Raw genomic sequence first — 12,803 nt, 5'->3', positions numbered from 1 at the left:
CGCGTGGGCCGTGAGCGATGTTTCACGCCACCTCGCGCACCCTGTGGCCCAAGGCCTTGATCTCCTTCAGAATCTCGGCCACGTGAGCCCGTCCGCGCGTCTCGATCTCCATTTCGACGCTCACATGCCCGACCGTGATGTCTCCGAAGGTGCGGGTGTGCTCGATGTGAAGCACGTTGGCGCCCGCGATGGCCACCACGGCGGTCACCTCGTGGAGGTAGCCGGGGCGGTCGCGCACCACCACCGCCAGTCGCGTAAGTCGTCCGTCGGCCCAGAGACCGCGGTCGATGATCTTGGAAGCCACGTTCATGTCGATGTTTCCGCCCGAGAGCACGACCACGGTGTCGTCTTCCGGTTTGGGGCGTACCTTGCCGGTCAGTAGCGCCGCCACCCCGACCGCGCCGCCACCCTCGACCACCATCTTTTCCGACTCCATCAGAAAGAAGATGGCGCGTACGATCTCCTCCTCGTCGACCACGACCATCTCGTCAACGAGATCCCGAATGATCGGGAAGCTCAGATCGCCGATGCGCTTCACGGCGATACCGTCGGCGAGAGTGTCGGAGCTCTCCAGGTGGACGGGTTTCCCGGCTGCGAGGGAAGCGACTGCGCCTGGCGACGCGGCCGCCTCCACTCCGATGACGCGGGCCTCCGGCTTCAAGGTCTTCACGACCGTGGCGACTCCCGAGATCATGCCTCCGCCGCCCACAGGTACGATGACGGTGTCGGTGTCGGGCGTCTGGTCCAGGATCTCGAGCGCCATCGTCCCTTGGCCCGCCATGACCCGAAGATCGTCGAAGGCGGGAATCTGCGTCAGCCCTTCCCGATCCACGAGCCTCTTCACGCTCGCCAGGCCGTCGGTCAGGGTCTCGCCGGTTTGGATGACGCGAGCCCCGTAGGCGCGAGTCCGGGTGACCTTGATGAGCGGAGCGCCTTCGGGCATCACGATGGTACACGGGATCCCCAGCAGAGCCGCATGGTGGGCTAGGGCCTGCGCGTGGTTCCCTGCGCTGGCTGCGACCACTCCGACCCGGCGTTCGTTCGGATCGAGAAGGAGAAGCCTGTTAAGGGCTCCTCGGTCCTTGAACGAGCCTGTGCGTTGCCTGAATTCGGTCTTGAAGCGGACGCGACCGAAATCCGCCTCCGGGAACCCGAGCGAGCGCGAACATTCCGTCGTGACCACGCCATCGCGGATGCGCCGGCCGGCGCGGACGACATCTTCGAAACGAAGCGCGTTCACCGACAGCCCTCCATCGAGCGGCGGCGGTAGCGGGGTCGGTTGCGGATCAAGACGGGCTCCTGAATCTTGGAAGGGAGGCTCTCGGGAAATTAATCGGACGCACCGGGATTCGGATGATGTGCATTCGCAATACGAAAAGAGCGTGAACCGGTGACCGGACGGACGCGAACCGGCGGCCGGGGTCGGCTGACCGCAGCGTCGGTTGTTGCCATGGTTCTCCTCCTCCCTGCGTGGCCGGAAGCGCACGAGATACCGGCCGACGTAACTGTCCAGGCCTTCGTAACCCACGGCGAAGGCAGAGTGCGCGTGCTTGCCAGGGTGCCCCTCGCGGCGATGCGCGACTACGAATTTCCGACCCGAGAGCCCGGCTATCTCGAGCTCTCGGAGGCCGCGTCGCTGGCCGAAGATGCCGCGCGTCAGTGGATCGCGCCCTACCTCACTCTTTACGAGGACGGGGACCCGGTGCCCGGCTTGAGTCTGGTGGCGACCCGCATCTCCGCGCCCGGAGACCGAGCCTTCACGACCTTCGAAAGAGCATACCGGCAGGTGCTCGGCCCCCCGCTCGACGAACAGGCCGAACTGCCGCCGGCCCAGGCCATGCTCGACATCCTCTTCGAAGCGCCGGCCCGCCAGGAGGCCCGGCTCACTCTGGACGCCCGCCTCGCGCATCTGGCCCTGCGCACGCAGACAGTGCTGCGCTTCATTCTGCCCGACGGCTCGGTCCGGCCCTTCAGCTACAAGGGCGACCCGGGTCCGGTCCGCCTCGACCCGCACTGGTGGGAAGCGGCAGGTGTGTTCACCCTCTCCGGTTTTTTTCACATCCTCGACGGAATCGATCATCTTCTCTTCCTCCTCTGCCTCGTGCTCCCGGTTCGAAGGGCGCTTCCGCTGATCTCGGTGGTGACCTCCTTCACGGCCGCGCACTCCATCACCCTGGTCGCCTCCGCCTTCGGGCTGGTTCCCGAAGCGCTTTGGTTCCCGGTGCTGATCGAGACGCTCATCGCTCTCTCGATCGTCTTCATGGCCTTCGAGAACATTCTGGGGACGAGGTCGCGGCGGCGCTGGCTCATGGCCTTCGGCTTCGGACTGGTGCACGGATTCGGGTTCTCGTTCGCCCTCTCCGAGTCGCTCCAGTTCGCGGGATCGCACCTCTTCACCTCGCTGCTGGCGTTCAACGTGGGGGTGGAGCTGGGCCAGATCGCGGTCCTGCTCGTGCTGGTGCCGACGCTCGCGCTTCTCTTCCGCATCGTGCCCGCGGTCGGCGGAGCGATCATCATATCGGCAGCCCTCGCGCACACCGGCTGGCACTGGATGCTCGACCGGGGCGAGACCCTTCTCAGGGTCGACTACTCCGCGCCGACCGGTGGCGACGGGGGTGACCTGATGACCCGCTGGCTGCTCCTGATCGTTCTCTCGGCGGCGGCAGCCTTCGCCCTGCAACTGGCGTTCCGACGGCTACGGATCCTGGGATCCGAACACGAATCGCCGACGGTCCCGTCGTCCACGAACCGGCCCGAGGATCGCTGAGGGCCGACGACGGAACTACCACGTCAATCACGGCCCAACCCGGAACGGCTGCCCGAACCGCTCTGGCATTCTTCTCCGAGCTGCCGTACCTTTTCCTTCCGCCCGTAACGACATCGCCTGGTTCCGCTACCGGGCCACCTTTCGATCCGCAGCCATGCCAGCACCGCAGTCCCCTCCCCTATCGCAGGTCAGGCCCGCACCGCAGGTCAGGCCCGTACACACGCTCGACGTCCACCCTCCTTGCAACAGGTCGGCGCTCGCAGCACCGAGCGTGCTCCTGCTCCTGACCGCGCTCTCGGGGTGCGCCGCTCCGCCTGCCTTGGAGGAAGGTTCGACCTACCGGGCGGTCGAGGGAGTCTGGGCGCCGCTGCCCGAAGGACGCGATTGGGGTGCCACCAGCGCGGTCTTCCCAGCTCCCGATGGTCGCTCCATGTGGGTGGGCGAGCGCTGCGGGGCCAACACCTGCGCCGACTCGGACCTGGATCCCGTCCTGCGCTTCGACCTCGAAGGATCGCTCATGACGAGCTTCGGGGCAGGGCTGATCCTCTGGCCGCACGGAATTTTCGTTGACGCCGAGGGCAACGTTTGGATGACCGATGCGGTCGGTTTCGGAGAGCAGCCCGAAGGCTGGGGGCACATCGTGGTCAAGTTCAGCCCCGCAGGCGAGGTCCTGATGGTGCTGGGCGAAAAAGGCGTCCCGGGCGAGGACGAGACCCACTTCCGCATGCCCTCCGACGTTCTGGTCTCTCCCGACGGAAGCATCTTCGTCGCGGACGGCCACAACGCCGGCGGAAACAACCGGATCGTGAAGTTAGACGCGCAAGGCGACTTCATCACCGCCTGGGGCCAAACCGGCGGCGAGAACGGTGAGTTCCGCGACCCTCACGCCCTCGCCATGGACTCGCAGGGCAGGCTCTTCGTCGGTGATCGCGGCAACAGCCGCATCCAGATCTTCGACCAGGACGGGAACCACCTCCACACCTGGACGCAGTTCGGAAGGCCGAGCGGGCTCTACATCGACGACGCCGACGTGCTTTTCGCAACCGACTCCGAGTCCAATGCGGCTAGGAACCCGGGATGGCGGCGGGGCATCTACATCGGAAGCGCGGCGGACGGCTGGGTTACCGACTTCATTGCGGATCCCGTCGAAGACCAGGACAGCTCACCCACGAGCGGCGGAGAAGGCGTGGCCACCGACGCCAACGGCGACGTATATGCCGCCGAGGTGGGGCCGCGCATGCTCAGGAAATACAGGAAGACCGGCTGAACCCGCGCCGGGAGCCAACGACGAACCACCGAAAAGGTACTGAACGCATGAACTATCTCATCGCATCGGGAATGGCCGTCGCCGCTGTGTTATGCATCATCGCGGCGACCACGCCCAATAGCAGGAAGCGGAAAATCTGCACCGTGATCGGTGTGCTCGCCGCCGTGACCATGATCGGCGTGTCGGCCTGCGGCACGGAAGAAGGCGTCGCGGCTGATCGTACGCAGACCGTGGAGGCGCCCAGGTTCGAAGTCGATCCCTTCTGGCCGCAGCCGCTCCCCAACCACTGGGTCATGGGATCCGTGGTCGGCGTCGGCATCGACTCCCAGGACAACGTCTACGTCATCCACCGGCAGGCCCCGCTGAACGAGCGCACCGAGATCGGCGCCGCCTCCGATCCACCGACCGGGGAATGCTGTCTTCCCGCACCTTACGTACTCGTCTTCTCGCCGGAGGGAGCGCTCATCGACTCCTGGGGCGGCGAGGGCGAAGACTACACCTGGCCGGCGTCGAACCACGGCATCAGCATCGACCCTATGGACAACGTCTGGATCGGCGGAAACGGTCCCGGCGACGGCCACGTGCTCAAATTCGCCAAGGACGGCACCTTCCTGGCGGAGTACGGAATCCCGGGTACCGATCTGGGAAGCACCGCCGCCGACCACTTCGGTCGGCCCGCCAAGATCTCCTTTGACGCGGCAGCCGGCGAGGCGTACGTCGCGGACGGCTACCGTAACAAGCGCGTCGCGGTTATCGACATGGCCACCGGCGAGATGAAGAGGTTCTGGGGCGCCTACGGCAACGAACCCAGCGACGAGAACACCGGCCCCTACGACCCTGACGCTCCCTTGATCCAGCAATTCCGGTCGCCGGTCCACTGCGCGGAACCCAGCGACGACGGATTCGTGTACGTCTGCGACCGACCCAACGACCGGATCCAGGTCTTCAACAAGGAGGGCGAATACGTGGACGAGGTGCGCATCGCCCCCAGAACCCTGGGCGACGGCTCCACTTGGGATATCGCCTTCTCACGCGACCCCGAACAGACGTACATGTACGTCGCCGACGGCAAGAACATGAAGGTCTACGTGATGGACCGCATTTCTCTGGAAGTGCTGACCAGCTTCGGAGACGGCGGCCGCCAGCCCGGTCTTTTCTTCGCCGTACACTCCATCGCCACCGATTCGCAGGGCAACATCTACACCACCGAGACCTACGAAGGCAAGCGGGTGCAGAAGTTCATCTTCCGCGGAGTCGGAGAGGTTCCCGCAGGGGATCAGGGCGCTCCCTGGCCCAGCGGCGAGATCGGAGGCTGAGGAAGGTTCTGCCTTCCGAATTTGACTCGCGTCGCATGTGAGTGCATTATTTCAGATCGGAGCCGGCCGCATGACCTGCGGTCGCGGCTTCGCCGACCCTACCCGTTCTCGACAAGAGGAACAAGCATGAAGAAGATGTTTCGGAACTACGCCGCTCTCCTGATCACGGTCCCGTTCTTGCTCGCCTGCCCTGGCGGTTCCGGTGACGATGCCGACGATGCCATGAACGACGAGTCCATGGAGATGGGCGAGATGGAGATGGAGATGGACGAGATGGAGATGGAGATGGAGATGGAGATGGGCGAGATGGAGATGGCGTCCATGATCGACGAGCCCTGTTGGATTCGCGAGGGGGCGGAGCTGGAGGGACGAGCCAGCCCGCTTATGTCCACGTCCTTCGAGTTCGACGGAGGCATGGGCACCATCTGCTACGGAGCCCCGTCCGCACGGGGCCGCATGGCGTTCGGCGAGGTGGTGGCGTACGGAGAGCCTTGGAGGTTGGGCGCGAACGAAGCTACCGCGATCCACCTTACGGGACCCGCCAGTATCGGAGGCGTCGCTCTTGATGCCGGAAGCTATTCGGTATACGCCACGCCCATGTCGGACGGCGATTGGGAGATAACCTTCAACTCGATGCACGAGCGTTGGGGGATCCCGATCAACGAGGAAGTCATGGCCGGCGACGTAGGATCCTTCATGGCCACGCCCGAGGAGACCGAAGAGATGGTCGAGACCATGACCTTCACGTTCGAGCCCTGGGAGAACGAGCGCGCCATGGGCGACCTGGTGATGTCCTGGGAGGACACGAGGGTCAAAATGCACGTGCATCCGGCCGGATAGGACACGCTTCTCGCATGTCGGCGCGGTGCCTCACGGTCTCGTTCGTCGTCTTCGCGGCGCTCCGGATCTGGACCGCCGCGCCCGCGTGCACTGACGAGCTGAGCGCACAGGCCCACCGGAACCCGGCTACGCCGGACTCCGCCCGGCGCATCCAGTCGATGGAGCCCAGGAGCGGGCCGCCCGGCACCGAGATTTCGATCTACACGGAGAACCTTCCCTTCCAAGGCCGGGTCGTGCTCGGCATGGGAGCCGTCGGTTCCGGATTCGAGGCGCTGGGCGAGGCGCAGCAGCAGGAGTGGGGCGAGGTAGGGGGAACCTTGACCGTGCCCGACTACGCCACGTGGGATCGCGCACTGGTCGTTATCATCTTCAACGGCAACTTCGTACCCACCGGCCTCTCCGACCCCTTCCACGTCACCAACGAGCTCGGTCTCATCCGCCGGACGGCGGAGGTCACCGACGAAGGCGAGGACTGCCTGATGGTCCGCGACGCCGACGGCTACTTCTACACGTTGTCGCTCGATTCCGCACCCCCGCCCACAGGTCCCGACGGCGCTCCCATCCTTAGGGCTCCGCATGCCGGAGACGCCGTGGTCGTCGAAGGCAGGTTCGTTGGAGAAAATGGTGGGTGTTCACAGGCCGAGACGATCACCGTGACCAGGTTGATCGTTGAGACGGCGGATCGCGGTGGCAGTCGGCGATGACGGCGCTGCGCGAGAGGTGATCGACGAACCTGCGGGCGAGGATGGAGCAGGCCGGAGCTTCACCGGTCCGCTCGTGCGGGTCCTGACCATCCAGGCCATAGCGCTCTTCCTTCTCGTCCTCCTGCAGAACCGCTACCACGGCTGACACCAGCCCCGGGAGCCCTTCTTGCACTGGATCAACTGGGTCATCGTCGTAGCCTATCTCGGCTACGTGGTGATCGACGGGATTCGGCGCTCCAAGGATACCGACTCGGTGCGAGGCTACCTGCTCGCGAACAAGGGACTCAACTGGTGGGTGGTCGGACTCTCGGTCATGGCCACTCAGCTCTCGGCCATCACGATGATCGGCACTCCCGGCCAGGGGGCCACGGAAGGCATCCGCTTCGTCCAGTTCTATTTCGGCCTGCCGCTAGCGATGGTCATCCTCGGCGTGACCCTGGTGCCCTTCCTGCACCGTTCCGGGGTCTACACGGCCTACGAGTTCCTGGAGCGGCGCTTCGACGCCCGCACGCGCTCGTTCACCGCTCTGCTCTTCCTGCTCTCCCGGGGAATGTCCGCAGGCGTGATAATCGCCGCGCCGGCCGTCGTTCTCAGCGCCATCTTCAACATCCCGCTGACTTGGGCGGTGGGGCTGGTCGTGGTACCGACGGCTCTCTACACGATGGCGGGAGGCGTGCAGGCGATCGCGTACGCCGACGTCAAGCAAATGGTCCTCATCGTGGCGTCCATGGTAGCGGTAGCGGTCGTGCTTCTGCTCGAGATGCCGGTTCCGCCCGACGAAGCATTGCGCGTCGCCGGTGCGACGGGTCACATGCAGGCGTTCGACTTTTCCTTCCGGCTCGACGAGCGATACACGGTTTGGGCTGGACTCATCGGCGGAACCTTCCTGATGATGAGCTACTTCGGTACCGATCAGTCGCAGGTTCAGCGCTACCTGACCGCCAAGTCGGTCGACGAGGCTCGGAGCTCGCTCATGGTGAGCGCCTACTGGAAGATTCCGCTCCAAGCTCTCATCCTCCTGGTGGGGGTGCTCGTCTTCGTCTACTACCAATTCGCCAAACCGCCCCTGCTCTACAATCCGGCGCACGAAGCCGCCGTGGTGGCGGAGCGGGGCGAGAGCTACCAGGAGCTCGACGGTATCTACACCGAGGCATGGGAGGCGAGAGCTGCTGCCGCTCGAGCTCTGGCCGAAGCTACCGAAGCCGATGCCGAGGCTGCGGCAGCGACCTTTGTGGAGAGCGAGGCGGCGGTCAGGGCGGTTCGCGACACGGCCTTGGCTCTGGCCGAAGATGTTACCGGCGAAAACCCACTCGACGTGAACTACATCATGCCGCACTTCGTGCTCAACGAACTGCCCCGCAGGGGTGCTGGCGGCGGCGATGTCGAGCATAGCCGCCGAGCTGAACGCCCTGGCCACCACGAGCGTAATCGACTTCTACCGTCGCTGGGTCAAGCCGGAAGCCGAGGACTCCCATTATCTGAAGATGTCGCGCTGGGCCACCGGACTTTGGTGCGTGTTCGCCGGGGTCGTGGCCCTCTACGCCGTATCTCTAGGGTCGCTGATCGAGGTGGTGAATCGCTTCGGGTCGTTCTTCTACGGCTCCATACTGGGCGTCTTCCTGCTGGCGATGATCCCGCGGGCGGGCCCGATCGGCGCCTTCGTAGGTCTGCTGGCCGGGATGGGGACCGTCGGAGCGATCAGCGAATACTGGCCCGACATAGCCTTCCTCTGGCACAACGTCATCGGAGCAGTGACCGTGGTCGCGGTCGGGATGGCGATCAGCGCCCTGTGGCCGGGAGCACGGCGAACGAGCTGAGAGCCCCAGGCGCTGCTGCTCCGACCGGCTTTGGCGCTACATCGCCGATCGACTCTGCGTTCGGTGTTGCTCTTCGGGCGAACAACGGTACTGCTCGTTCACTATCGTGCGGCGCTTCACCGCTCGTGAGATTTTCTCCGCAGCCTGCCACGAAATTCCTCCCATTCGTATCCGTCTAGCGAGATCAGGTTTGCGAAGAGGCGGTAGGCTCCCGGCACCCGCTCCGACCATTGCCTGAAGAACGACAGCGCGGCGTACACGTAGACGCCCTCCCCCACCGCAGCCACGAGCAGCGCACCTCGGCGGGCCGGCTCACCGGGGTCGTTCAGCTCGATCACCGGCGTGAACTCGTCACCCCACTCGCTTGCGAAGTATAGCCCTCGCTCCTGAACCCAGCCGTCGAAGTCGGCCTGGGTGATTCGGTTCGGCGTGGTGAAGATCGGTGCATCGGGCTCGATCAAGGTCACCGGAGCGCTCTCGTCCGAGACTCGGGCTGCAGGTCGGTCGATGAAAAGGCGGTAGGGAGCGAACCCGCCTCCCGAGAAGCGGTACTGGTTGTACTGATTGATCACGGTGCCGCCGCTGCGAGCGTAATCCAAGAGCTGCGCGTTCGCCGAACGGACCTCCTCCCGGGTCTCGTAGGCGCGCACCCCCAGCACGATGGCGTCGAAACGAGCGAAATCTCCTGTGAGAATCTGCTCGCCGTCGAGTACCTCGACCTCGACGCCCAGTTGACGAATCGCTTCGGGGCCGGAATCACCGCTGCCCATGACGTATCCCACCCGCAGACCGGGATCGACCTCGACCGGGATCACGCTCAGGGAGACGTCCGACCGTGCGTACAGGGGGGTGCGTTCGATGTGCTCGTAGTCGATGAGATCGAGAGTTTCCCGGTATTCCCGACCGTCGCTCCTCGCCACCACCTCCAGGGTATGACGCCCGACGGCGGGCTCACTGGTCGGCCTGAGCTCGAAGCTTTGCGAGCGTCGGGATCCGGCGGCTGCCAAATCGAATTCACGGATGCGCGGAGACACGTTCCAACCCTGAGGCGGAATCATCTCGACCTCCCCACTCGCACCGTCCTCGTTCTCGGTGGCGACAACAACGGAAAGCTGCGCGACACCGTCCCTGGTCTGCGGCCACACCAGGGCGTCCGGGCTCACCGCCACGGTGATCCCCGGAACCACCAGCACGGGCTTGGCGAACTCACCCCGCGCCCTGTCCACGCCCACGTACCGCCAGGGTCGGCTCACGTGAACAGGGACGCCGGAGCCCTCAGGGGTGAAGGTCACGAACCCGTCGACCGGCGCCCGGTTTCTGGGTTTTCCCGGTGGATTCCGACTTGTCGAATCCTCCCAGCTATAGCTCCCGGTCCCGCGGGGCTCTCGCAGATAGTAAACCCGCGACGGTTCGGCGGAATCCGGCAGCCGAACGGTCCAGGTGAAGAACGCGAGCCCGCCGGGGGGGACTCTTCCTTCGACAATTCCCCCCTCGACCGAAAGGACCGTCCCCCAGTTCGGAGGGAGGTTCAGCGGGGCCGTCACTCCATCGAGAGCCTTTTCACTTCCGTTCCAGAGAGTGACCGTCACCTGAACCGACGAACCCGGAACCAGCAGGGGGCTCGAAGCCCTGACGTCCACGACGATTCCGGCTGCCGCCATGTACGCCCGAGTGGTCAGCGAGAGCTTGTCCCTGACGGTCGCCAGAAAATTACGGTTTGTGCTAGGAGGGCACCCTTCCCGGAGGCTTTCGGCCGAAAGACGGCACCGGTAGCCGAGCGTCTCCAGCCTTCGCATCGAGCTGATCGCGGCCAGCAGATGGCTTGCGGTCGCGTCGAGGTCGACGCCGAAAAAGTGACGGGCGTCGGCCACCGCAGACAGGTACTCGTCGAGATGACCGAAGGCCTCTTCCCGATCTTCCTCCGCAAGACCCGCTATCACTCCCGCCAGCGTGGTGTCGATCCCGGCGAAGAGCCCGTCACCGGCTTCCACGGTTCCTTCCACGAAGACCGTGCCGGCCGAACGAGGTCCCAGGGGTTGGGCCGTTCCCATGTTCTGCGAACGGTGGCGCGACCGGCTGGCTCCGGAAATCTGGGCCGGAGAACGCCCCAGCAGCGGGTCGATATCGCCCGCAGGGAAGGTGACGACCTCTCGCACACCCTCGTCCACGTCTGCATCGGTGCTGAAAAATCGTCGTCGTTCGGAGAGATAGAACTTCGAGGCCGACCATACCGGCCAAACGAGCCCGGTTCTTGGATCGACGCCGGAACCACGTTCCCGAAAGGCTTCGAGTGCCAACTGACCCGCAGCCTGATGGTGTCCGTGTCCGTCGGAAGGCGTGCCGCTCCAGACCGAAATCACCACCTGCGGCCGGAAATCGCGGATCACGGCCAGCATGTCGGCCAGCACCTGCTCCTGCGGCCATACGGACAGGGTTTCCTCCGCACTCTTCGAAAACCCGAAGTCGAACGCCCGGGTGAAGAACTGCTCGCCCCCGTCGATCCGCCGCGCCGCCTCCAACTCTCCGGTTCGGATGACTCCCAGCCCTTCCCAAAGCTCGGGCCCGATCAGATTCTGGCCGCCATCACCCCGTGTGAGGGAGAGGTAGGCGGTCTGCGCACCGAGAGAGCGAGCCAGAACGGTGAGAAGGGTCGTCGATTCGTCGTCGGGATGTGCGCCGACCATGAGAACCCGCTTAACGCCCTCCAACCGGCGCAGGAGAAGGCCGGTGGCGACGACACCCGTTCCACCCGTCGCGTCCTCGAAGGCCGGGAGCGGCACCCGGTAGGGAGGAAACTCCACGTGCTGGGCCCTGGAAGGCGTGGCCGTCAGGACGGCGAGGGCGGCAAGCCATGCACCGCGGCGCCAGCCAGCCTGTCCGGTGGAACGCTTGCAGGGTCGCGGCGCCCAACGAATGCCGGGAGAGTTTTCCAAGGATGGAGGGGGTTTTCCAGGATCGAAGATTGTGGAGGACGGCATGTCAGGGCCTCCGTTCGGGCCAAGGGGCGGCCAGTGCTGCAGGTGCCTTGGCGCGCCCGAAGCGAGTCCCGAGCGCGAGCAGAGTCAGCAAGTAAGGCAGAGCGAGGAAGACCTGATGAGGGATCCCCAGACCAAGGGCCTGCCCTTGGAATTGTAGCGCAGACGCCGCCCCGAAGAAGAGCGCCGCCGCTAGAACGGTGAAAGGACTCCACATCCCGAGCACGACCACGGCGATCGCGATGAAGCCTCGACCTGCGCTCATGTTCTCGGCGAAGGTGCCGGCGTGGGCCAGCGCGAGATGAGCTCCCGCAGTGCCGGCGAGCAATCCGCCGAAGCAGGTCGCCCAGAAACGGGTGCGCAGGACCCTGACCCCCAAGGCCGCGGCCGCGTCGGGGTCCTCTCCGGCGGCGCGCAGCCGCAGCCCGGCGGTGGTGCGGAAGAGAAACCACCAGATAAGCGGGGCAAGCAGCCAGGAGAGATAGGCGGTGGGCGTCGCGTTGAAGACGACCGGGCCGATGACCGGAATTTGCGATACCAGGGGCAGGTCGACATCGCCCAACGTGGGCAGGGTCAGAGCGGTGCCGGTCACGCCGAAGGCCGCCTGGTAGAGAACCCCGGTCAGCCCGATGGCCCCGATCGAGACAGCGGTTCCGGTAATCACCTGGTCGGTTCCCAGACCGATGGTGAATCCGGCGAACAGCGCAGCCACTGCGAATCCGGCAACGGCGCCCATCACGATGCCCGTCGTCGCATCGCCGCTCCACAGGGCTCCGAAGGCGGCCCCCAACGCTCCCGCAATGAGCGATCCCTCGATTCCGAGGTTCAGCACGCCGCTCCTCTCGGTCATGAGTTCACCCAGGGCCGCGAGTGCGAGAGGGGTCCCGAGGCGAACGGCGGCTTCCAGGAATGCGACCGCGACAGGTTCACCCATGGCCGCCCCCCGACTCCGGGTCGGTGGAGTTTTCTGCGGCGGAGTCCGCGCCGGAGGAACGGCCACGCGGGTGCGACTCTGACCCGCTACTGCTCTCCGCCGTAGCGCGATCTTCCAACTTGCGGCTCGCCACCTTGCCGGCCAGCGTAGCGAGGATCACTGTCGCGACCACGACCGAGACCC

The 12,803-nt window shown here is 65.3% G+C and carries 10 protein-coding genes and 1 pseudogene; 7 read left to right on the top strand and 4 right to left on the bottom strand.

The window, feature by feature from the left end:
* Positions 1 to 22: 22 nt before the first annotated feature.
* Positions 23 to 1,909, bottom strand: coding sequence for a threonine ammonia-lyase (locus J4G12_06415; protein MCE2455442.1), 1,887 nt, complete (start codon positions 1,907 to 1,909; stop codon positions 23 to 25).
* On the opposite strand from J4G12_06415, the gene J4G12_06410 reads away from it, so the two are divergent.
* The 7 genes and pseudogenes from J4G12_06410 to J4G12_06380 all read left to right on the top strand — a co-directional run bounded on the left by J4G12_06410 (position 1,838) and on the right by J4G12_06380 (position 8,711).
* Complete coding sequence (locus J4G12_06410) at positions 1,838 to 2,767, top strand: HupE/UreJ family protein (GenBank protein ID MCE2455441.1); 930 nt, start codon at positions 1,838 to 1,840, stop codon at positions 2,765 to 2,767. The genes J4G12_06415 and J4G12_06410 overlap by 72 nt on opposite strands.
* Before the next feature lie 154 nt (positions 2,768 to 2,921).
* Positions 2,922 to 4,034: a hypothetical protein gene (locus tag J4G12_06405; protein ID MCE2455440.1), complete on the top strand. Its 1,113-nt coding sequence runs from the start codon at positions 2,922 to 2,924 to the stop codon at positions 4,032 to 4,034.
* Between the two features lie 47 nt (positions 4,035 to 4,081).
* Positions 4,082 to 5,350, top strand: coding sequence for a hypothetical protein (locus tag J4G12_06400; GenBank protein MCE2455439.1), 1,269 nt, complete (start codon positions 4,082 to 4,084; stop codon positions 5,348 to 5,350).
* 126 nt (positions 5,351 to 5,476) lie between these two features.
* Positions 5,477 to 6,190 carry a DUF2911 domain-containing protein gene (locus tag J4G12_06395; GenBank protein ID MCE2455438.1) on the top strand — a complete coding sequence of 238 codons (714 nt, stop codon included), beginning with the start codon at positions 5,477 to 5,479 and terminating at the stop codon, positions 6,188 to 6,190.
* A gap of 14 nt (positions 6,191 to 6,204) precedes the next feature.
* Positions 6,205 to 6,894: a hypothetical protein gene (locus J4G12_06390; protein ID MCE2455437.1), complete on the top strand. Its 690-nt coding sequence runs from the start codon at positions 6,205 to 6,207 to the stop codon at positions 6,892 to 6,894.
* Positions 6,878 to 7,039, top strand: coding sequence for a hypothetical protein (locus J4G12_06385; protein MCE2455436.1), 162 nt, complete (start codon positions 6,878 to 6,880; stop codon positions 7,037 to 7,039). The genes J4G12_06390 and J4G12_06385 overlap by 17 nt, the downstream gene beginning before the upstream one ends.
* Positions 7,040 to 7,060: 21 nt before the next feature.
* Positions 7,061 to 8,711, top strand: a pseudogene (locus J4G12_06380) (sodium:solute symporter).
* 116 nt (positions 8,712 to 8,827) lie between these two features.
* Here J4G12_06380 and J4G12_06375 read toward each other — a convergent pair.
* From J4G12_06375 to J4G12_06365, 3 genes are all read right to left on the bottom strand, one after another.
* Positions 8,828 to 11,512, bottom strand: a complete 2,685-nt coding sequence (locus J4G12_06375; protein MCE2455435.1) for a PIG-L family deacetylase — start codon at positions 11,510 to 11,512, stop codon at positions 8,828 to 8,830.
* A gap of 178 nt (positions 11,513 to 11,690) precedes the next feature.
* Positions 11,691 to 12,620 (bottom strand): ABC transporter permease, encoded by a 930-nt coding sequence (locus tag J4G12_06370; protein MCE2455434.1) that lies wholly within the window; start codon positions 12,618 to 12,620, stop codon positions 11,691 to 11,693.
* A partial coding sequence (locus J4G12_06365) for a hypothetical protein (GenBank protein ID MCE2455433.1) occupies positions 12,613 to 12,803 on the bottom strand: 191 nt, incomplete at its 5' end. The genes J4G12_06370 and J4G12_06365, both read right to left, overlap by 8 nt.

The organism is Gemmatimonadota bacterium (assembly GCA_021295815.1).
Lineage (GTDB): Bacteria > Gemmatimonadota > Gemmatimonadetes > Longimicrobiales > Gaopeijiaceae > JAGWBQ01.
Note: the sequence above shows the minus strand (reverse complement) of the source record. Positions and strands in the feature narration are given on the sequence as shown.

Bases quoted from the DNA above. Each gene is read 5' to 3' on its own strand.
- J4G12_06405 (MCE2455440.1), top strand. From the start codon at position 2,922: ATGCCAGCACCGCAGTCCCCTCCCCTATCGCAGGTCAGGCCCGCACCG.
- J4G12_06410 (MCE2455441.1), top strand. From the start codon at position 1,838: ATGCTCGACATCCTCTTCGAAGCGCCGGCCCGCCAGGAGGCCCGGCTC.
- J4G12_06370 (MCE2455434.1), bottom strand. From the start codon at position 12,620: ATGGGTGAACCTGTCGCGGTCGCATTCCTGGAAGCCGCCGTTCGCCTC.
- J4G12_06395 (MCE2455438.1), top strand. From the start codon at position 5,477: ATGAAGAAGATGTTTCGGAACTACGCCGCTCTCCTGATCACGGTCCCG.
- J4G12_06415 (MCE2455442.1), bottom strand. From the start codon at position 1,909: ATGCGCGAGGCGGGCGTCCAGAGTGAGCCGGGCCTCCTGGCGGGCCGG.
- J4G12_06390 (MCE2455437.1), top strand. From the start codon at position 6,205: ATGTCGGCGCGGTGCCTCACGGTCTCGTTCGTCGTCTTCGCGGCGCTC.
- J4G12_06400 (MCE2455439.1), top strand. From the start codon at position 4,082: ATGAACTATCTCATCGCATCGGGAATGGCCGTCGCCGCTGTGTTATGC.